17 protein-coding genes are annotated in these 19,673 nt (G+C 55.6%); 5 read left to right on the top strand and 12 right to left on the bottom strand.

Going from position 1 to position 19,673, the window contains the following annotated elements:
• Nucleotides 1-215: 215 nt before the first annotated feature.
• The 6 genes from ACR0CW_RS11340 to ACR0CW_RS11315 form a co-directional block, all read right to left on the bottom strand.
• Complete coding sequence (locus tag ACR0CW_RS11340) at nucleotides 216-869, bottom strand: DUF1826 domain-containing protein (RefSeq protein WP_480787865.1); 654 nt, start codon at nucleotides 867-869, stop codon at nucleotides 216-218.
• Complete coding sequence (locus tag ACR0CW_RS11335; protein ID WP_480787864.1) at nucleotides 866-2,077, bottom strand: GTP-binding protein; 1,212 nt, start codon at nucleotides 2,075-2,077, stop codon at nucleotides 866-868. Before ACR0CW_RS11335 ends, ACR0CW_RS11340 begins: the two co-directional genes overlap by 4 nt.
• A gap of 483 nt (nucleotides 2,078-2,560) precedes the next feature.
• Complete coding sequence (locus ACR0CW_RS11330) at nucleotides 2,561-3,517, bottom strand: GlxA family transcriptional regulator (protein ID WP_480787863.1); 957 nt, start codon at nucleotides 3,515-3,517, stop codon at nucleotides 2,561-2,563.
• Between the two features lie 73 nt (nucleotides 3,518-3,590).
• Nucleotides 3,591-4,580, bottom strand: coding sequence for a glycine betaine/L-proline ABC transporter substrate-binding protein ProX (proX, locus tag ACR0CW_RS11325; protein WP_480787862.1), 990 nt, complete (start codon nucleotides 4,578-4,580; stop codon nucleotides 3,591-3,593).
• Between the two features lie 37 nt (nucleotides 4,581-4,617).
• Complete coding sequence (locus ACR0CW_RS11320) at nucleotides 4,618-5,553, bottom strand: ABC transporter permease (protein ID WP_480741873.1); 936 nt, start codon at nucleotides 5,551-5,553, stop codon at nucleotides 4,618-4,620.
• 12 nt (nucleotides 5,554-5,565) lie between these two features.
• Nucleotides 5,566-6,648 (bottom strand): quaternary amine ABC transporter ATP-binding protein, encoded by a 1,083-nt coding sequence (locus ACR0CW_RS11315; protein WP_480787861.1) that lies wholly within the window; start codon nucleotides 6,646-6,648, stop codon nucleotides 5,566-5,568.
• Nucleotides 6,649-6,798: 150 nt separating this feature from the next.
• On the opposite strand from ACR0CW_RS11315, the gene ACR0CW_RS11310 reads away from it, so the two are divergent.
• The 4 genes from ACR0CW_RS11310 to ACR0CW_RS11295 are packed head-to-tail and all read left to right on the top strand — an operon-like array spanning nucleotide 6,799 to nucleotide 11,271.
• Entirely contained in the window at nucleotides 6,799-7,509 is a 711-nt protein-coding gene (locus tag ACR0CW_RS11310; RefSeq protein WP_170333300.1) for a GntR family transcriptional regulator, read from the top strand.
• Nucleotides 7,510-7,516: 7 nt separating this feature from the next.
• Nucleotides 7,517-8,434, top strand: a complete 918-nt coding sequence (locus ACR0CW_RS11305; RefSeq protein WP_480787860.1) for a dihydrodipicolinate synthase family protein — start codon at nucleotides 7,517-7,519, stop codon at nucleotides 8,432-8,434.
• A gap of 3 nt (nucleotides 8,435-8,437) precedes the next feature.
• Entirely contained in the window at nucleotides 8,438-9,934 is a 1,497-nt protein-coding gene (locus ACR0CW_RS11300) for an aldehyde dehydrogenase (protein WP_480787859.1), read from the top strand.
• A complete protein-coding gene (locus tag ACR0CW_RS11295) occupies nucleotides 9,931-11,271 on the top strand; it encodes an NAD(P)/FAD-dependent oxidoreductase (protein WP_480787858.1) in 1,341 nt (446 codons plus the stop codon). The genes ACR0CW_RS11300 and ACR0CW_RS11295 overlap by 4 nt, the downstream gene beginning before the upstream one ends.
• Nucleotides 11,272-11,292: 21 nt before the next feature.
• Here ACR0CW_RS11295 and ACR0CW_RS11290 read toward each other — a convergent pair whose 3' ends face one another.
• From ACR0CW_RS11290 to ACR0CW_RS11275, 4 genes are all read right to left on the bottom strand, one after another.
• Complete coding sequence (locus tag ACR0CW_RS11290; protein ID WP_480787857.1) at nucleotides 11,293-12,027, bottom strand: SDR family NAD(P)-dependent oxidoreductase; 735 nt, start codon at nucleotides 12,025-12,027, stop codon at nucleotides 11,293-11,295.
• Nucleotides 12,024-12,770, bottom strand: a complete 747-nt coding sequence (locus tag ACR0CW_RS11285) for an SDR family NAD(P)-dependent oxidoreductase (protein ID WP_480787856.1) — start codon at nucleotides 12,768-12,770, stop codon at nucleotides 12,024-12,026. Before ACR0CW_RS11285 ends, ACR0CW_RS11290 begins: the two co-directional genes overlap by 4 nt.
• On the bottom strand, nucleotides 12,767-13,873 hold the full coding sequence (locus ACR0CW_RS11280) for a mandelate racemase/muconate lactonizing enzyme family protein (RefSeq protein WP_480787855.1): 1,107 nt from the start codon (nucleotides 13,871-13,873) through the stop codon (nucleotides 12,767-12,769). The genes ACR0CW_RS11285 and ACR0CW_RS11280 overlap by 4 nt, the downstream gene beginning before the upstream one ends.
• 66 nt (nucleotides 13,874-13,939) lie before the next feature.
• A complete protein-coding gene (locus ACR0CW_RS11275; RefSeq protein WP_155148238.1) occupies nucleotides 13,940-15,496 on the bottom strand; it encodes a trimethylamine methyltransferase family protein in 1,557 nt (518 codons plus the stop codon).
• Nucleotides 15,497-16,073: 577 nt separating this feature from the next.
• On the opposite strand from ACR0CW_RS11275, the gene ACR0CW_RS11270 reads away from it, so the two are divergent.
• Nucleotides 16,074-16,634 carry a CHAP domain-containing protein gene (locus ACR0CW_RS11270; RefSeq protein ID WP_254436821.1) on the top strand — a complete coding sequence of 187 codons (561 nt, stop codon included), beginning with the start codon at nucleotides 16,074-16,076 and terminating at the stop codon, nucleotides 16,632-16,634.
• Nucleotides 16,635-16,807: 173 nt separating this feature from the next.
• Here ACR0CW_RS11270 and ACR0CW_RS11265 read toward each other — a convergent pair whose 3' ends face one another.
• Together ACR0CW_RS11265 and ACR0CW_RS11260 are read right to left on the bottom strand one after the other, a co-directional pair.
• The gene (locus ACR0CW_RS11265; protein WP_480787854.1) at nucleotides 16,808-17,134 is read right to left on the bottom strand and encodes a DUF1330 domain-containing protein; all 327 of its coding nucleotides are present in this window, start codon (nucleotides 17,132-17,134) and stop codon (nucleotides 16,808-16,810) included.
• A gap of 152 nt (nucleotides 17,135-17,286) precedes the next feature.
• The gene (locus ACR0CW_RS11260; protein ID WP_480787853.1) at nucleotides 17,287-19,659 is read right to left on the bottom strand and encodes a 1-deoxy-D-xylulose-5-phosphate synthase N-terminal domain-containing protein; all 2,373 of its coding nucleotides are present in this window, start codon (nucleotides 19,657-19,659) and stop codon (nucleotides 17,287-17,289) included.
• Nucleotides 19,660-19,673: the final 14 nt, after the last annotated feature.

Here is a 19,673-nt window from a genome sequence, read left to right as displayed (position 1 = left end):
TTTTGACCAGCGGTCAGAGGGTTAGTTCGGAACCCAAAAACCCCAGTGTCCAATTTTCGGTCATTTGCAGGTGCGGCCCTTCGCCAACTGCGCATTCTGGACCTCCAGCACCAAGTAGAAATGCAAGGTGATCGCGACAAAGCGATCACCTTGCATTGGGCCGAGTTCCGTTCCCAACACCTGATCGGTTCGATAAGACCGTCTTTTTTACTGAGTCAGTGTATCAAGACTTGGTCGAATTCGTCGTCAGGATCTGCGACCGGATCAAGGACAAGCACAAGTCGCGTTTCTCCGGACCCTTCAATAGGTGGCGAGCGATGCAAAAGGCCTGACCTCGGTTGTTCAGGCCAGTGTGTTCCTCGCAATATTATCGGTGCAGCAGTAGGAACTGTGAAGACGCGACCTGGATCCTCTCCGTTGGTGGAGATGCCATATTGAGTACCCGTGCCGCGATACGTGCAGACGAGGCGGGCAGTGACCGCATCTATGTGAAACCTACGACAGGCATTCGTGGTCACGACATCTAAGCGCAGGCGCAGCCATTCTGCGCTCATCAAACCTGCGAAGATCTCCGACAGCGCGGTGACGTCATCAATCAAGCGGTCGCATTCTTGGGCTTTTGGAGTTCCGGAGAGTTCACATATTTCAGCAACCGCCTGCCGAACAGATCGCGGGCGCAGGACCAATCGCGCTTTTGGCAGGTTTTCAGGCGGTATTCTGTCGATCCACGATTGAAAGCTGTGCACGGGGTTCCTGCGCCAGACCACAGCAGCACAACCGGGGTGATGGATTGCTGACAAACCCTCAGGCGTTTTCGCGACACCGACGCCGATTGCGGCATCTTCGATGATCTCACGAGCATAGTTCATGCTGCGGCCTCGGCGCGTCGCCACAGGGGGAACGGATCGGGCAGGTTTGGTAAGTTCTCGGGTCGATCTGCAACCTGCGTGGGCAGCAAGGCTGCGTCTAACCGGGCCTTTAGAGTTGGCCAATCTATGCCGCTTCCGATGAACACGATTTCCTGCCGCCGGTCGCCCCATGGCTCTTGCCAGTGTGCCTCCATGTAAGCGCGGGCGCTTTCGTGATCCGGGCGCCGGTCTTCCGGAACAGTTGCCCACCACGTTCCAAGCGGTTTGACTGAAGACAAAGAGCCGGCGAGTGAAAACTCGGCAACCCAATCCGGACGGGTGGCAATCCAGAAATGACCCTTGGCGCGGATTACTCCGGGCAGTTCCCCGTTCAGAACAGTCAGAATTTTTTTAGGTACGAACGGCTGCCGGGCGCGGTAGACGAAACTTGTTACTCCATATTCTTCAGTCTCGGGAACATGGTCCGCAAACCCATAAAGCTCTTTGGCCCACATTGGGTGTTCATGCGCTTTCTCGAAATCGAAAAGGCCGGTGTCCAGAATTGCATCTGCGGGTACATCAGAGTGATCGGTCTCAACGATCTGAGCATCAGCATTCAGACTCCGGATGATCTTGCGTGCTGCGTCCACACGATCAGGCCCGGCATCAGTGATTTTGTTCAAAATCACAACGTCCGCAAACTCGATCTGTTCTGTGAGCAGATGAACCAGAGTGCGCTCGTCTTCTTCGCCAAGCACCTCACCACGGTCACTCAGGAAGTCGTGGCTGGAAAAATCTCTTAGCAGATTCACAGCGTCAACAACGGTGACCATGGTATCTAACCGCGAAACATCCGAGAGGCTATTTCCATCGGCGTCCCGAAAATCGAAGGTGGCAGCGACGGGTAGTGGTTCGGAAATTCCGGTTGATTCAATTAGCAAATAGTCAAACCGGTTCTCGGTTGCCAATCTCCTGACCTCATCCAGAAGATCGTCGCGAAGCGTACAACAGATGCAACCGTTAGACATCTCCACCAGCGTTTCGTCCGTGCGGGATAGCTCTGTATCGGCGCGCACAAGGTCGGCGTCGATGTTGACCTCGGACATGTCGTTAACAATTACAGCGACCCGTCGCCCGTCACGATTGTTCAGCACGCGGTTCAGAAGAGTTGTCTTACCAGCACCTAGGAAGCCGGAGAGGACGGTGACAGGAAGGCGGGTGTCTAGCATGAAGTGTATTCCTCATCTGGATGGATCGGACGGATCGTCGGGCAGGTGGGATCTGACATCCTACAATCCGCACACATGCTTGTTATGTTATTGTATAACAATCAACAAGAGGCGTTTTATTAGGAAATTGAGTTGCGCCCAAATCCTGGAAAGTATTCGAGCAGCCTATGGGCTCTAAACTCCCCCCAGATCAGAAGAAAATACAGCGTGGAAAGCTGACGAAGTTAGGCTCACTGCCACCATGCCCTGCCAGGCGCTTCAATTGGTCGAACGAGCCCTTACCCGTTATCCGAAAAGGTAACAGTTTATGCATGTGAGGCATGATGCCAACCCGGCGGAACCCAGAGATTGCTTGCGTATCCCGATCGTTGCCGGATGAAAACTGTTTGCTGCCTTTGCTGCGTGCCAAAGGACAGTTCGGTAAGCAACAGCGCGAAGGCAGGAACCTGTACTATCTGGGTTGATCGAAGAGACAGCCGTATCTCAGTCCAATCGTCCTCTTTGCAGCATTGGTGTTACGCCAAATGCCGCCCTGTATACGCGGGAAAAATGGCCTGCACTTTCAAAGCCGCAAGCAAAAGCGACATCCGTTACTGATGCCTCAGTCTGTATAAGAAGGTGTCGTGCGCGCTCTAACCGCATCTCCATAAAGTACTTTTTCGGCGATGCGTTGAGGTATTTCCCGAATAAACGTTCAAGTTGCCTGGTCGAAATCCCAAGTTGCTCGGCGATGACCGATGGCGAAACCGGGTTTTCGATGCGATCGTGCATGATCTGGATCGCCTTTGCCAAATGCGTATTCCGCATTCCGTTGCGCGACTGAAGAGAAACGCGTTGCTCGGCGGTTGCATTCCGGACCGCGTTGTAAACCATCTGATCCGCCACGGCGACAGACAAGTCATAGCCGTGGTCACGCTCGATCAGATGTAACATCAGATCTGCAGTAGCAGTACCACCCGAAGCTGTGACGTGTTTTTCATCAGCCACAAAGACGCTGCGGACCAGGTTCACCTCCTGGAACGCCTCCATAAAGGCGTCATGGTATTCCCAATGGATCGCGGCTTGCATGCCATCCAAAAACCCGGCCTCGGCAAGCACCCAAGCACCTGAACACAATGCGCCGATCGCTGTTCCCTTGGCCCGCTCGCGCCGCAAACTGCTCAGCAAGGTACGCGATACGTGATTGCGCATGTGTATGCCTGAGAGCACAAAAATCTGATCGCATCTGGGAAGCAGATCGAACCCTGAATGCACCAAAGTGACAGATCCGTTTGAACAAACGGCCTTTTCCCCTTGCTCCGAAGCAAAGGTCCATTTGTACAACTCGTGCCCGCTGACAAGGTTGGCAATGCGCAATGGTTCGACGGCACAGGAAAACGCCAGATGCGAGAATTCCTCAACCAGCATGAAGTTGTAGTGCTGCGTCTGAGCTTGGATCATGATTACGTCACCCTCAGAAAGAAACTGCGCGAGCTTCAGCCCGCGCAGATCCCAGTTTGGCTGATAAACTTGATTATTGAGCAGCAGCCTGCGCTGCTTCAAGCCAACTGTTGTAAGTTTCGCGGTTTGCTTCGATCCAGGCTTCGACGTGACGGTCGATATCTTCCGAGCCGTCTTCGCCATCAGACACCATCTTGTTCTGCGCTGAGATGTCGTTGATGTCGATCTTGGCTACCTCGAACAGCTTGGCTGCCGCGGGGTTGGCGTTCAGAAAATCATCTGTGGCGACAACACGAATACTGTCTACTGCAAAACCCAGATCTTTGCCGTCAAAGGTTGTTTCCGCTGTGGCCCCATCCGGCAGAGAGGAATAGGGAACAGCCAGCCATTCCACATCTTCGCCCGGAACCAACGCACCTGACACCCAGTACGGTGTCCAAGTATAGTACAGAACGTTTTCGCCTGCAGCGTTGCGAGCGATCGTGTCTGCGATGATGGCGTTATAAGCGCCTTGATTGTGGGCAATGGTGTCACGCAGTCCGAACTCATCCAACTGATGTTCGATCACACGCTCACAACCCCAACCCGGCACGCAACCTGCCAGATCAGCTTTGCCGTCGCCATCGGCGTCGAAAAGCTTGGCTTTTTCCGGGTCTTTCAGGTCGCCCAGATTCTGGACGCCCGCATCATAAGCCGACTTGTTGACAAGATAGCCCTGTAGCGCGCCGTCAATCAGCGTACCGACTTTTTCCAGAACGTCATCGCCACCGGATTCCTGATAAAACGTGTCGTGCAGCTTGTTCCAGTGCACGGCGGTGAAATCACCGTCACCGGTACCCAGGGCCAGGTGGATCGTCTGGTATTCAACTTCCTGCGGATCAGCGATCTCGTAACCCAGGTCCTCGAGTGCAGCAAACAAGATGCGATGTTGGAAGATTTCCTCGACCGATGGCGCCATCACCGGACGAACGGTCACGCCTTCGCCCGGTTTGTCAGACGCAAATGCGACGCTGGTCAGCATTGTGGTCGCAGCAAAGGCCGCGATCGCTTTAGTTTTGAGCATAGAATTTCCCTCCCTAGGGTTTGTTGAATTGTGAAGTTCAGGTTTTGTTAAAGACGCGCATCACGGCCCCCACTGGTCCGGTTTGCCACCAGTGGCGATGGCCGCGTTCGCGACCGGATTGGCCCATGCCTTGCGTAATTCTGTCGAGGACGATGGCGAGGATCACGATGCCCAAGCCGCCAACCAGCGCCTTGCCCGCATCCAGGCGACCCATGGCGCGCAAAACCTCGTTACCCAGCCCTTTGACGGAGATCATCGATGCAATCACGACCATGGACAGCGACAACATTATGGTTTGGTTGACGCCAGCCAGAATGGTTGGTGTCGCCAAAGGCAGTTCGACCTTGAACAGAATCTGACGGGGGTTCGCACCAAAAGCTCGGGCAGCTTCAACCACGGATGCATTCACGCCGCGAATACCCAGCGAGGTCAGGCGGATCAGAGGCGGCAGTGCGAAGATTATGGTGACGATGACACCCGAAACGTTGCCAATGCCGATCAGCATGACGACCGGCACCAGATAGACGAAGGCAGGGATGGTTTGCATCGTGTCCAGAACAGGACGGATCGCGGTTTCGAACCGGTCGTTCTTGCCCGCCAGAATGCCAAGTGGCAAACCGATGATGAAACACAGGATAACGGCCGAGATAACAATCGCCAGCGTCGTCATCGCAAGTCCCCAGGCATTCGGAGACAGAAAGCCCAGCACCGTCATGCTGATAGCTACCAGAATGGCGACCCGGCGGCCTGCGGCCTGCCACGCGATCAGGACCAACAGGACCAACATGATCAGCGGCGGAACCGCATTCAGACCGTTGTCTATGCCAACTATCAGGTCATTGAAGAAGTTCTTGATCGGTTGGATGATGCCACGATTGGAAATTGCCCATTGCTTTACACCGTCGGCCGATTCCGCCAGCCCAAGATCGACCGAGGAAAACGGGTCTAGAATATTGAATTCCGTATCTGCCATAACGTTTGGTCCTCAGTGCTTTACGGTGCTGGCGTCTTCGACATCGCCCTGAATGCCGCGCAGCAGGGCGTTCTTGGTCACGATCCCGATAGCCTTGCCATCCGCCTTGACCACAACCGGGTTTTGGGTGGAGATCGACAGGTTCACCAGATCATCCAGTGAATGATCCGGATGCGCTTCGGGCCAGTCGCTTGCATCAAACGGACCGCTATGGCGTTCGAAGGCCTCGACGGGTTCCATGATTTTGCCGGCCGAAATCAACTCAAGTTTGGAAATGCCCGCGACGAAATCAGCAACATACTCGTCGACCGGATTGGTCACGATATCCTCGGGTGTGCCAACCTGCACCAGCGCTCCGTCTTTCATGATCGCGATCCGGTCACCGATGCGAATGGCCTCGTCCAAATCATGCGTGATGAACAGCGTGGTTTTCTTCATCTCGGCGGACAGGGACATGAATTTGTCTTGTAGTTGCCGGCGGATCAGAGGATCGAGGGCCGAGAAGGGTTCATCCATCAAGAGAATTGCCGGGTCGGCGGCGATAGCACGGGCCAGACCAACCCGCTGCTGCATGCCGCCAGACAGTTCGTCCGGGTATTTCTGATCCCAGCCATTCAGATCTACTGCATCAATGGCGCGCAAAGCGTTTTCGCGACGTTCGCGTACATCATGCCCTCGTACTTCCTGACTGAACGAAACATTGTCCAGAACCGTCCGGTGGGGCATCAGCGCCATGTTCTGGAACACCATGCCAATTTTCTCGGCACGCAGTTCGCGCAGGTCACGGGCGGACAGGGTGTTCACGTCCTGACCTTCGATAAAAAGTTGCCCCGAAGTTGGCTCGATCAGGCGGTTCACATGGCGAATCAGAGTGGACTTGCCGGATCCCGAAAGCCCCATGATGCAGAAGATTTCACCGCGATTGACAGTGAAAGTCGCGTTCTGAACACCCACTACACAGTTGAACTGATCCCGAACCTCAAGCTTTCCAAGTCCCTGCGCCTGAACGGCTTTCATCGCCTCATCGGCGTATTTCCCGAATATCTTCCACAGATTTCGGCAATCGATCACGGGTTCTTCCACACTGCTGCCCACCGGCGCTGTCCTCCTCCAGTTTTTTTGTATGCTGCATAAATTCCTATTGTGTACAAGTTGTATTTTTGAAAGATACACACAGAGCGCCAATTGTGTTTGCCGCACGATTCGTCATTCTGGCATCCCGGCAACGCAACATGAGGACATGCGATGAAAGACGAGGCGAAGAAGCGGAAGGATGAGCTGAGAGAGCACCTGAAGGTGTCGATCCTGACTCTACGTTTGCGCCCAGGTGCTGATCTGGATGAGGCGCAGTTGTCTGACGCCTTTGGCCTGTCCCGGACGCCATTGCGCGAAGTTTTCCGGCAGCTTGCGGGTGAGGGTTATCTGGATCTGCGCACGAACCGCAGCGCCCGCGTATCTGAAATGTCCTATACGACGCTGCGCGACTTCTTTCTCGCCGCTCCTATGATCTATGGGGCTGTCTTGCGCCTCGCAGCACAGAATGCGACGCCCGACCAAATCGAAGAACTCAAAACGTCCCAGGAAGCGTTCAAGGCTGCGTTGCGTAGTGGCTCGGGCGAAGAGCGAGCACTGGCCAACAACCGCTTTCATGAGATAACCGGCGAAATGTCAGGGAATATCTATCTGTTACCCTCTTATAACCGACTGCTAATCGATCATTCCCGGATCGGTATGACCTTTTACCGCCCGCAAACTGCGGAGATGTCGGAAAATCTGTCAGAAGCCAGCCAGCAGCACGATGCCATCATAGCTGCAATTGAAGCGCGTGATGAAACAGCAGCAGCTCAACTGGCCGAAGACCACTGGAATCTTTCTCGCGACCAGATCGAACTGTTTGTAATGCCCGAGGCCTTGGACGTTCCGATGGGCGCGTTACCTCGATCAAAACCAGCATGAGGACTGAATGAACCCGATATTCAGATTTGAGGGGATCTATACCCCTGTCGTCACGCCATATCACAGTGACGGAGCCGTCAATTGGGATGCGTTAAATGACGTGATCGACTATTTGATCGAAAACGGCGTGCACGGCCTGATATCTGGGGGATCGACCGGCGAAAACTATGCGCAAACCGTAGAGGAACGCCTGGAACTCGCTCGTTTCACTCATGAACGTTTGAAGGGACGTCTGCCGCTGGTTGTCGGAACCGGTTCCATGCTGACATCGGATTCAATCACGTTGGCTAAGGGTGCTCGGGAACTGGGAGCGGATGCGATCCTGCTTGCAAGCCCTGCTTATTCAGTGCCGACAGACCGGGAAAACGCACTGAATGCACTGGCCATCGACAAGGCCGCCGATCTTCCGGTGATGCTGTACAATTATCCGCACCGTACCGGGACAATGATGGGTGAGGAGTTCCTTGACCGCGTGGGTCGCAGTCGCAACTTCTGTGGCATCAAAGAAAGTTCAGGCGATATCAATCGGGTGCACCTGCTGGCCCGCGACTATCCCCATATCCAGCTTGGCTGCGGCATGGATGATCAAGCGTTGGAGTTCTTCGCATGGGGCGCACCATTTTGGGTGTGTGGAGGGTCGAACTTCCTGCCTGCCGAGCATGTTGCGCTGTATCAGGCCTGCGTGATCGAAGGCAATTTTGCCAAGGGTCGTCGGATCATGTCCGCAATGATGCCGCTGATGCGGGTACTCGAACAGGGTGGCAAGTTCATTCAAACCATCAAACATGGCGTGACCATGAACGGTTTCGATGCGGGCGCGATGCGGCCTCCGCTGAAAGGCCTCAACAAAGATGACAAGCGCGCGCTGGAACAGGTGACACGTGTGCTGAAAAAGACAATCGCAGATATCGTGGCGGAGGGTTAAGGCATGGAATTGCTGACACAGGACGAATACAAATCCATCGCTGCCGGCCTGACCTTGCCCACGGGCGCTTTCATTGATGGCGCGTACCGCCCGGCGATCTCTGGCGAGACTTTTGAGACTGTTAACCCGGCGACTGGCGAAAAGCTGGCTGACATCGCGGCCTGCGGCGCGGCGGATGTAGACTTCGCCGTAGAAAAGGCGCGTGAGGCGTTTGACGATGGCCGGTGGTCGAAGCTCCACCCCTCCGATCGCAAAGACGTGCTGATTCGGCTATGCAAGCTGATAACCCGCAACGCCCGCGAACTGGCGGTGATGGAGAGCATAGACAGCGGTAAAACCATCTTCGACTGTGAAACCGTGGATGTGCCCGAAACCATCCACAGCCTGAAATGGCACGCCGAGGCGATCGACAAGATCTATGATCAGGTCTCGCCCGCCAGTGACGATCACATTGCTATGGTGGTCCGAGAACCGATTGGCGTTGTGGGTTTGGTATTGCCCTGGAACTTCCCGCTGCTGATGCTTGCCTGGAAGATTGGGCCTGCTCTGGCAGCAGGGTGTTCGGTGGTGGTGAAACCTGCAGCCGAGACCTCTCTGACCACTCTGCGGCTGGCCGAGTTGGCGAAGGAAGCCGGATTGCCACGTGGCATTCTGAACATCGTCCCCGGCGGTGGGGCTGAAGTTGGTGAACCCATCGGGCGGCACATGGATATCGACATGGTCTCCTTCACCGGCTCAACTGTCACTGGCAAACGCTTCTTGACCTATTCCGCCGAAAGCAACGCTAAGGAGGTGGTGCTGGAGATGGGCGGCAAGAACCCCGCCATCGTGATGGACGACGCCGAGAACCTCGACCGAGTGGCTGCGCACGTGGTGAATGGCGCGTTCTGGAATATGGGCGAGAACTGCTCGGCCTCGTCGCGCCTGATCGTGCATAAGGATGTGAAGGCCGAATTGCTGGAGCGCATCGCACACCACGCCAAACAATGGAACATCGGAGATCCGCTGGACCCGGAGACCCGTATCGGCGCGCTGGTAAGTGATAGCCACTACACCAAGGTTTGCGGCTATCTGGATCAGGCCGAGAGTGTGTTAGTCGGCGGCAAGGCTGATAACGGATTTGTCGAAGCTACCGTGGTCGAAGTACCCGGCAACGATGCCCCCCTGGCGCGGGAAGAGATTTTTGGTCCCGTGTTGTCGGTGATTGAAGTCTCGGGGTTCGATGAGGCCATCAGGATTGCCAATGACACCGAGTATGGGCTTTGCGCCTCGATCTTCACTGCGAACGCTAAACGCGCCATTCGTGGCGCGCGCGCGATCCGGGCAGGAACCGTAACCGTCAACAGCTTTGGCGAGGGCGACATCACCACGCCTTTTGGCGGTTACAAGCAATCGGGATTTGGTGGACGCGACAACTCGGTGCATGCCCACGACCAGTACACTCAGCTGAAGACCATCTGGATTGATCTGGCCGATGATGCGGATGAGGCTGTGGATTGAGTAGCTATTCCGCGCGACAACAACCTGTCCATCGTGGGGCGGCTGCCTGGAATGCCATTTTGGGCAGCCAGCCACCGGCACAAGAGTTAGATACCCACATAACCGCCGATTTCGCCGTAGTTGGTGGAGGGTTTGCAGGTCTGACAGCAGCCCGTCGTCTGCTGCAATTGCAGCCAGACGCCATGGTTGTCGTATTGGAAGCAGGGCGCGTGGCTGAGGGTGCGGCTGGCCGCAACTCAGGCTTCATGATCGACCTGCCTCATGATCTGTCCTCGTCGGATTACTCTGGTTCGGGGGACGACAAGGCGGTGATTGCGCTGAACCGACAAGCCATCGCATTTGCCCGCGGTGCAGTCGAGGAATACCAGATCGACCCGAACTACTTCGATCCGGTTGGCAAGGTGAACGGCGCGGCCAGTGCGGCCGGCCAGACACATAATGAAAGTTACGCCAAGCATCTGACAGAACTGGGTGAAACCAGCGAGATGCTGGACGCACAGCAGATGTATGAACTGACCGGATCACGCCACTACGTTTCCGGACTTTACACGCCAGGTACCGTGATGCTGCAACCCGCGGGTTACGTTCGCGGGTTGAGTGCCGGCCTTTCCGGGGATGGCGTGAAGGTCTGCGAAAATTCAGCCGTTATCGGGTTCGAAAAACAGGGTGATGCATGGCTTGTCAAAACGCATCGTGGCTCGGTCAGCGCAGGAGCAGTCTTGTTGACCGTCAATGGTCATCTGGAAAGCTTTGGTATCGAACGGGGACGATTGATGCAGCTCTTCCTGTATGCCGTTATGACGCCGGAGTTGGACGAAGGTGATCTGTCGCGTCTTGGTGGACAATCGCGCTGGGGCGTGACCCCATCGGACCCGATGGGCACCACCATGCGTCGGATCGATACTGGACAGGGTGGCAATCGCATCATCACCCGCACCTGCGCTACCTTGCGCCCCGACATGAAGGTTTCCAAGACCGATCTAACCCGGGCGACGAAAGTCATGCAGCGCAAATTCGACAAGAGGTTCCCACAGCTTGCGGGAATACAGATGGAATACAAATGGGCGGGCCATCTTTGCCTCAGCCTCAATGGTGTCTCAGTTGCGCGCGAGATCGACGAGGGTGTTTTTTCCGGCTGTGTGCAGAATGGGCTGGGAACAGCGCGCGGTACTCTGACAGGGATTGCAGCGGCAGAGATGGCCTGCGGGCACAGCTCGGACATCACTCGGTTTTTTTCTGGCGCAGACAAACCAAGGCGCCTACCGCCACAGCCTTTCCGAGAAATCGGGGCCAACATGGTTCTGCGTTGGAAAGAATGGCGCGCCGGTGACGAATAGCAGCGGCGCAACCAAAGCCAATCAGGGCAGGCTTAGCTTGGCCATGCGACCGCCGTCGACAGTATAAACCTGTCCAGTGATGAAGCCGGATTCTTCTGCGGCCAAAAAGGCCACGAGCGCAGCGACCTCATCCGGCGTTCCGGTTCGGCCGACGGGATGGATATTTCCGAGATTTCGGCGAAACGCCTCGGGATCCGGCATGGAGTTGATGAAGCTCATGTTGAGTTCAGTGTCGATCCACCCCGGAGCAATCGCGTTGCAGCGTATACCCTCGGCCCCGTGATCCACAGCCACGGCGCGGGTCAGACCGTGCAATCCGGCCTTTGACGCACAATAGGCCGCGTGGCCAGGATTACTTCCCAGCCCTTCGATCGAGCCAACGTTGACGATGCTGCCGCGAGTTTTGCGCAAATATGGCAGCGCTGCTTTAATCATCAGGAACGGCGCAGTCAGGTTGACCATCAGGTTGTTCTGCCAGTCCTCAACCGACATATCCTCGACAGTGGATTCCTGCATCATCCCGGCGTTGTTCACCACTACGTCGAGCTTACCTGCTGCCTCAATGACCTGAGAGACCACGGCGCTGGGGCCGTCGAGATTGCCAAGGTCCACTTCGATCCCTTCAAACTCTACCTCCGGTCCGCGCTGTGCCGTGAATACGCGGGCACCCTCCTGCCGCAACCGCTTGGCAATCGCTCGTCCAATTCCGCTGCGCCCGCCGGTGACCAGCGCGATTTTTCCAGCAAACCGGTTCATGATACCGGCTTCCCACCATTAACCTCGACCAGCGATCCACAGATGTATCGCGATGCATCGGAGACGAGAAACATAACCACGTCCGCGATATCGTCGGGTTCGGCAATCCGGCCCAAAGGAACCGTTTGCCCAAGTTCTGCCACCGCTGTATCCGGATCGAAGCCACGTTTGGCAAAACCGGTGCGCAGCATCGGCGTGTTCACCTCGTTCGGGCAAACCGCATTGACGCGAATGCCCTGATGCGCGTGATCCATCCCCATACATTGCGTCAGCGATGCGATGGCAGCCTTGGTCATGCAATAAAGCGCGTGATTGCCACCCGGCCTCAATCCCCAGCACGAGCCGGTGTTAACAATCGCCCCGCCACCGTTTTGCGCCATGATCGGAATTGCCGCCCTGCAAATACGGAACGGAGCCTCGACATTCACCCCCACAGACAATGACCAGTCTGCATCCGAAGTATCCGTGACCGGTCCGCGTGTGATCACCCCTGCATTGTTGATCACGATATCTAACCCGCCCAGCAAATCAGCGGCGGCCTTAGGCAATTCGTCCGAGTATGCCGGGTCCAACAGATCGCCGGGCAGATGCGCTTCGGCCTCGACATCTGCAACCGAGCGATCCGCTACGGCGACGTGAACGCCCGCAGACCTTAGCTGGCTGACGATGGAGATACCCAAGCCACCAGCCGCACCCGTCACCAGGGCTTTCTTGCCCTCAAGGTCCAATTTACTTCCGGTCATGCGAACGACTCCACGGGTGCGCCAAAGTTGCTTTCATCAGGCTGGATGCCCAGCCCGCTTCCCGTTGGAACCGAGATATGCCCATCTTTGATTTGAATACCTTTTTCGGTGTCGTAGTGACCTTCGATGTAAGGTTGAGCAAGCCAAACCCCCTCTAACAGATCGGAACGGACTGTCGCGCCTATATGGCTGCAGGCCGCGGCGATGATGTCGCCCCCCCAACTGTCATCACAGGTGTGGGGAAGATTCCGTGCTTCACAAAGATCGCGGAAAGCGCGCATCGGCTGCAGGCCACCGATGCGGGTAATCTTCATGCCGAACCCGTCGACCAGACCAGTGCCAGCAGCCGTGACCGCAGCATTCAGGTTCACCCCACTTTCATCCATGTAAATGGCGTGACCTACTTGAGGGCGGATCATCTGAATATTCTCAATCGTATTGCAGGGCTGTTCCATCACAAATGGGATGTCAGGGCATTCGCGGCTGACCCTCAGAGCGTCGCGGGTGGTCCAGCCCCTGTTGCCGTCGACTGCCAGGCGTATACCCTTACCTCGTACTACCTCCCAGACTTTGCGGATGGTTTCGATATCCAGGTCAACCGGGCGACCGCCAACCTTGATTTGTAAGCGGGGGAAACCTTCGGCGACCTTTTCAGCTGCCAGTCTTGCGATGTCGTCCGGTTCACCAACACCAGTTGCATAATAGGATGGTATTTTGTCCGTCGTGGCCCCACCCAACAATGTCGCGACACTGATACCCAAATGTTTGCCCAATGCATCATGCACAGCGATATCAATCGCCGCCTTGGCATAGTTGTGACCGTTCAACAATTTATCCATCTGACGGTGCACAGGCAGCGGCAGAATCTCGGTGCCGATTAATCCCGGACCCATCTCTGCAAGCGCCGCACGTGCGCCACCCGCGTGTGATTCAGCGTAGGTGGGGCCAACGGGACAGGTTTCACCCCAACCAATCAATCCGGTATCCGTTACCAGTTTGACCAAGGTCGTATTCAGCGACCACACTTGGGCATTTGCCATCGTGTAAGGGCCGTCTTTTACCGGCAATTCGTGGCTGTAGATATGTAGCTCGGCAATCTTCATGGCTGGATCTTTCAAAGCAATTGAGGAAACCGCCCCCGTGTCCGCGAGCGGTAGAAACCGTGTCCTTCAATAGGTCTGGTTCAACTCGTCCGCTGCGGGGATCTCGCGCTCTCTGCGCGCTATGTAGTCGAGTAGAGCCTCGTTCTTTGCTTCGTCCAATTTGGGTTCTTCATACTCAGCGAGCAGTTTGCGCGCACGTTTCAAAGCCCGCTCGGTAATCTCGACTTCGCCTTCAGCAGCCCACTGTTCGATTGAGTTATTGTCGAACAGTTCTGGCATAAAGAACGCATCCTGAAAGTTCTGTTGTGTGTGAGGGTGACCCAGATAATGTCCGCCAGGCCCTACATCCGGGACCGCTGATACAGCCTCATCAAAGTCATGCCATTTGGGACCTTCGGCCATGCGATAAGCCATTGCACATTGTTCAGCATCTACGATGAATTTTGCGACCGAGCAGTGCATTCCAGCCTCGTTCCAGCCTGCGCTATGCCAGATGTAGTTGGCACCAGAATGAATGACGGCTTGAAGCGTAGTGGCAGACTCGTACCCAGCCTGCGCATCGAACGTCTTGGCACCACCAAGTGTGTTCGAGGTCCGCCAAGGAACCTCATAGTGCCGGGCCATTTGGCCGATCATGAAGTTCATCAGGCTGATCTCGGGTGTGCCCGCCATCGGAGCACCCGATTTCATCGAAACTGTCGACAGATAATGACCATAGATAGCGGGTGCGCCTTTGCGAATAACCTGCGTATAGGCCAGTGCAGACAGTGCCTCGGCATTCAACTGCGCCACCGTTGCGGGCACTGATGCGGGCGTGTTGGCACCACCCAGCACAAAGGGCGAGCAAAGAACCGGTTGATTGCGCCGACAGAACGCGCGCATCGCACCCAGCATGGTTTCATCCCAAACCAGAGGCGAGTTACCGTTGCAATTGCCGGTGGTAACCGGATGGGTATCCAAAAACTCCTCACCGAACAGGATGGCGCACATTTCCATCACGTCTTCGGCGTTCTTGGGAGAGGTCGTCATGCCCATGAACGTTTTGTCAGAATACTTCATTGACGAATAGGTAATCCGCAGATGCCGCTGACTGATCGGATGGTCGTACGGCTCGACAATATGATGGGCCGAACTGTGCAGCGCTGGCATCATGTGTGCCAACTTGTGAAACATCGCAAGGTCATCCAGCGTCGGATTGCGGCGCACGTCCTCCAGATCTCGTAGGAAAGGAGCCCCCGTCATCGGGACAAAGATCGAATGGTTGCCACCCAGGCGGACATTTTTGTGAGGGTCGCGCGCGTGGTAGGTAAAGTCAGACGGGATGGTGGAAATCAGTTCGCGTACGAGATGGCGATCCAGATAAACAAGTTCGCCCTCTACCTTTGCACCGGCTTTCTTCCAGTCCTCCAGTGCGATTGGGTCACGAAACTGAACTCCTACGTTTTCCAGGATGTCCATTGACGCGTTATCAATGCGTTCAACCTGGTCGGCATCCATGACTTCGCAATTCGGGATGTTGCGCTTCAGGCCGGGAAGCATATCAAATTTTGGTGCTGTCCGCTGTGCCCGACGGGCTGAACGCCCTCCGGCGCGGGCTCTTGTGGCTGTGGCAGAGGTAGTCATGTTGGTGATCTCCTTTGCCGCTATTTTTTTCGAGTGATCGTTTCTCCACATGCAGGAATGCGAAATGATTTTGCAGAATCCGACGCGACACGTTTGTCGCCACATTTTTGATGTGCAGCCAACTCAGGCGACCGGCACAACCTTTAGGTCGGGCGCGGGCATAATTGCATGTCAATGTCAGCGCCCACCCGCGTTTGGTGCAGGTTGCACTATTCGGTAGGTGTGGGCCCGAAGCAGTAGATTTTACAGAAACTCTGTGTCCATTCGCCGAATTTGTTGTGCCTGGCACCACGGATGGCGATAACGCGTAAATTCGTGTGGGCGAACCAAGGTCGACAGTCCAAGAACGCTATTCACAGGGTGCTATGATCCAAAAAAGAGAGACCTTGATTGAGCTCACCTGTAACCGATGTCTTTGCACTTAAGCTGAAGCTATTTGCCTATTCAGGCTCAGCTAGTGGCAAAAATGCGACATAGTGAACTGGCAAATTCCTGCCGGGGAATTGACGGGTCTCTTTTTATAATCCGATAAATCGCCGTAAAACACCCTAACCACTCAAACCGGCAACTAAGTCTCTTGCAGATCAGCATTAGCAAAACCAACACGATTTGGCCGCGCCTGACCGGCGCCACCCGCGCTGCGATTGCGCTGGGATTTATTGTTCTCGTCTCTGCCTGCGCAAAGAACCCTAACGACGTGGATCTCGATCCGGAACGCCAAGCAATGGCGCTGCAAGAGGTTTCAAAAAAACGGGCACGTGGGCAAAGAGTTTGGTGTGTGCCCTACGCACGAAATCTCAGTGGCATCGAAATTCGCGGCAACGCCAAGGACTGGTGGGGCAAGGCGCACAATATCTTTCAGCGAGGCAATGAACCGGTTGTCGGTGCAGTGATGTCATTCCGGGCAACCCGCGGTATGCCTTTGGGCCATGTGGCGGTCGTATCCAGTATTGTCACTGACCGGGAAGTCATCGTGAATCATGCCAATTGGCACCGCAACAAGGTGTCTTTGAAGATGGGCGTCAAGGATATATCCAAAAACAATGATTGGACGTTGGTCCGGGTCGAAAGCCAGCCAGGTCAATATGGCAGTCTTTACCCGGTGAACGGGTTCATCTACCCGAAAGCTGCTGAGTAGCCCAAATCAACTTCTCATTGCAGCCACCGCGAACCCCAAGGAATGAGTCATGGGTGGCTCGGTAGTTAGCGTGCACACCTGTGACCCTGAGCGAACGGAAGCTGAAAACCCAAAAGGACTAAAGCTGCGCCGCGCCCCAATCACCGCTTTGACCTATGTCTGGCTTTCTTAAGTCAAGCAGCCCTCAAGTATGGAATAACTCCTGCAATGTTAGTGTCACCAATGACGTGGAAATTCGATACGCTCCCCAATTGTCGAGTCTTCCCGTAAGGCGCATAGTCAGGCTCGGTGAGGAAGCTTTCGAGCGCCGTCCTGGATGGGAATTCAAGGATGGCGATCAACGTACAGTTATTTATTTCACCTTCGAGGGCCTCAATGTTTCCGCTGCGTGAAAGATAGCCGCCGCCGTGCTTCTCAACCAGATTGTGGACGTTAGCCGCATATTCCGGAACCCAACCATCATCTGTAACGTTGAATTCCTCGATCAACTTGACGCTCATTTTCGATCTCCTGCACAAGGGGCAACCGGGATGGTTCGCTCAAGTTAAGGAAGGGTGTCAACTCAGCCGAATGTCATCCAGTCACAGAACTGGAGCGTACTGTATGTTCAGTGCTACTTTGTTCCCTACACTATTGCCCAGATCCAGCCCACTTATGCACGGTGAAGAGTCCTGCCATGGGTCAGGCCACTTACTTTCTCCAGAATAGCGTTTGCGTCAATGCAGTGGTGGCGATATAGATCGCCGATTGTTCCGGTCTGACCAAAATGCTCGACGCCCATGGGGATGGTTTGATGTCCAAGCACCGCCCCAAGCCAGGAGAGAGTTGCAGGATGACCATCGATGACGGTGACAAGCTTACAGTGTGGCGGAAGGTCGGACATCAGGGTTTCGATGTGAGAGCGTGCCGCTTGGTTGCCGCGAGAACGCGCTCGTTGCGCGGCGGTCCATCCGGCATTCAGGCGATCTGCGGATGTCACGGCCAATACACCTACGTCGCGACGGCCTTCACCAATCATACCGGCGGCCGTGATTGCCTCCGGCGCGACTGCTCCTTGATAGGCGATCACAACTTCGCAATTGGGCCCGGGTTTTCGCAACCAATAAGCCCCATCGATGGCGCCTTGGCGGAACTCATCGTCGACACGCTTTCCAGGCTGTTCAATCGGGTTGGTCGTCAGGCGCAGGTAGACAGACCCTCCGGTTTCATCGCGCAGCCATGTGCGCTCGTCGGGCTGTCCTTCACCATCGCGCTGCAGGTAGTCGAAGGCCCATTCCATAATCACCGCCAGCTCGTCGGCAAAGGCGGGTTCAAAAGCGGCCAACCCGTCTTGGCTCATCCCGATGAGCGGTGTGCCAACGGACTGGTGTGCTCCACCTTCTGGTGCGAGTGTGACGCCGGAGGGTGTGCCAACCAGCATGAAACGCGCGTCCTGATAACAGGCGTAATTCAGTGCATCGAGGCCGCGGCTGACAAATGGATCATAGACGGTGCCAATTGGGATCAGCCGCTTACCGAACAGGGAATGCGACAGACCCGCCGCTCCAAGAAGCAACATGAGATTCATTTCGGCGATACCAAGCTCGATATGCTGCCCTTCCGGCGTGAATTCCCATTTCGCCGTCGAAGGAATCCGGTGTTCTATGAAGGCATCGGCTTGCTCGGATCGGGCGAACAGTTTGCGTCGGTTGACCCAAGGACCAAGGCTTGTCGTGCCTGTCACATCTGGGGAGGTCGTCACTATGCGTTCGGCCATTGGGCCGTCGCCTTTTGACAGATCGTCAAGGATCTTGCCAAACGCCATCTGTGTCGAGATTTCGCGACTGGTGTCGATCTCGATGGTCGGCACATCCAGCTTGTCATCAAAATAGCGGCGCGGACCTTTGGCAAAGAACGGGGTGCTGGCCAGAAAACTCTTGAGCGCGTCTGGGTCTTGCACCGTCACAAGCGGCTCCCATTCTTCGCCTTCTGGCACACCCATATGTGACTGCCACGCGGCGAACTGGCTGTTGTTCATCAGCCCGCCGTGATTGTCCTTGTGGCCTGCAATAGGGGTGCCCCAACCTTTGACTGTGTAGGCCAAGAAGCATGTCGGGCTATCATGATCGATGGCGGCAAATGTTTGGGCCATAGTCTCGACGCAGTTGCCGCCCAGGTTTTCCATAAGGGCCGCGAGCTCTGCATCCGTGCGCCGTTCGATCAGAGCGGTCACATCCCCCTGATCCCCCAGATCGTCCATGAGGCGCTGTCGCCAATTCGCACCACCCATGAAAGTCAAAGCGGAGTAATCCTGGTTGGGGCAAGCGTCTATCCAATCACGCAGGCGGTCTCCGCCGGGCTCGTCGAAGGCAGCGCGTTGCAAGACACCATATTTCACACGAACGACATCCCAACTGAACGCATCGAAGATTTTCTCGATCCGTTCAAACAGTCCTTCCCGGACGATACCGTCCAGAGACTGCCGGTTGTAATCGATGATCCACCACGTGTTTCGTAGGTCGTTTTTCCAGCCTTCTTGTAATGCCTCATAGACGTTGCCTTCATCCAGTTCGGCGTCGCCTACCAAGGCTACCATACGTCCCATCGGAGCATCTGAGCCCCAGCTTTTGGCATTGATGTAATCCTGAATGATCGAGGCAAACGAGGTGATCGCGACGCCTAAACCCACAGACCCGGTCGAGAAATCAACATCGTCAATGTCCTTGGTCCGGCTGGGATAACTTTGCACACCGCCAAATCCGCGGAAATTCTCCATCTTCTCGCGGGTCTGATTACCCATGAGATACTGCATCGCATGAAACACCGGCGAGGCATGCGGTTTTACTGCAACCCGGTCCTCAGGGCGTAAGGCCGAGAAATAGAGCGCGGTCATGATCGATACCATCGAAGCAGACGAAGCCTGATGGCCACCGATCTTGATCCCATCCACCTTTGTTCGGACATGGTTGGCATGGTGGATCATCCAATGAGACAACCACAGCAGGCGCTGTTCGACGATCTTTAGTTGGGTGGGATCAATGTGCATGGTGGTCTCCGGGT

Source organism: Ruegeria sp. CH6 (assembly GCF_056537005.1).
The sequence above is the reverse complement of the archived record's forward strand: the minus strand, read 5'-3'. Positions and strand labels throughout refer to the sequence as shown.

Excerpts from the sequence above, each read along its gene's own strand:
- ACR0CW_RS11340 (WP_480787865.1), bottom strand. The coding sequence starts at position 869 with ATGAACTATGCTCGTGAGATCATCGAAGATGCCGCAATCGGCGTCGGT.
- ACR0CW_RS11335 (WP_480787864.1), bottom strand. The coding sequence starts at position 2,077 with ATGCTAGACACCCGCCTTCCTGTCACCGTCCTCTCCGGCTTCCTAGGT.
- ACR0CW_RS11330 (WP_480787863.1), bottom strand. The coding sequence starts at position 3,517 with ATGATCCAAGCTCAGACGCAGCACTACAACTTCATGCTGGTTGAGGAA.
- proX (WP_480787862.1), bottom strand. The coding sequence starts at position 4,580 with ATGCTCAAAACTAAAGCGATCGCGGCCTTTGCTGCGACCACAATGCTG.
- ACR0CW_RS11320 (WP_480741873.1), bottom strand. The coding sequence starts at position 5,553 with ATGGCAGATACGGAATTCAATATTCTAGACCCGTTTTCCTCGGTCGAT.
- ACR0CW_RS11310 (WP_170333300.1), top strand. The coding sequence starts at position 6,799 with ATGAAAGACGAGGCGAAGAAGCGGAAGGATGAGCTGAGAGAGCACCTG.
- ACR0CW_RS11305 (WP_480787860.1), top strand. The coding sequence starts at position 7,517 with ATGAACCCGATATTCAGATTTGAGGGGATCTATACCCCTGTCGTCACG.
- ACR0CW_RS11300 (WP_480787859.1), top strand. The coding sequence starts at position 8,438 with ATGGAATTGCTGACACAGGACGAATACAAATCCATCGCTGCCGGCCTG.
- ACR0CW_RS11290 (WP_480787857.1), bottom strand. The coding sequence starts at position 12,027 with ATGAACCGGTTTGCTGGAAAAATCGCGCTGGTCACCGGCGGGCGCAGC.
- ACR0CW_RS11285 (WP_480787856.1), bottom strand. The coding sequence starts at position 12,770 with ATGACCGGAAGTAAATTGGACCTTGAGGGCAAGAAAGCCCTGGTGACG.
- ACR0CW_RS11280 (WP_480787855.1), bottom strand. The coding sequence starts at position 13,873 with ATGAAGATTGCCGAGCTACATATCTACAGCCACGAATTGCCGGTAAAA.
- ACR0CW_RS11275 (WP_155148238.1), bottom strand. The coding sequence starts at position 15,496 with ATGACTACCTCTGCCACAGCCACAAGAGCCCGCGCCGGAGGGCGTTCA.
- ACR0CW_RS11265 (WP_480787854.1), bottom strand. The coding sequence starts at position 17,134 with ATGAGCGTCAAGTTGATCGAGGAATTCAACGTTACAGATGATGGTTGG.
- ACR0CW_RS11260 (WP_480787853.1), bottom strand. The coding sequence starts at position 19,659 with ATGCACATTGATCCCACCCAACTAAAGATCGTCGAACAGCGCCTGCTG.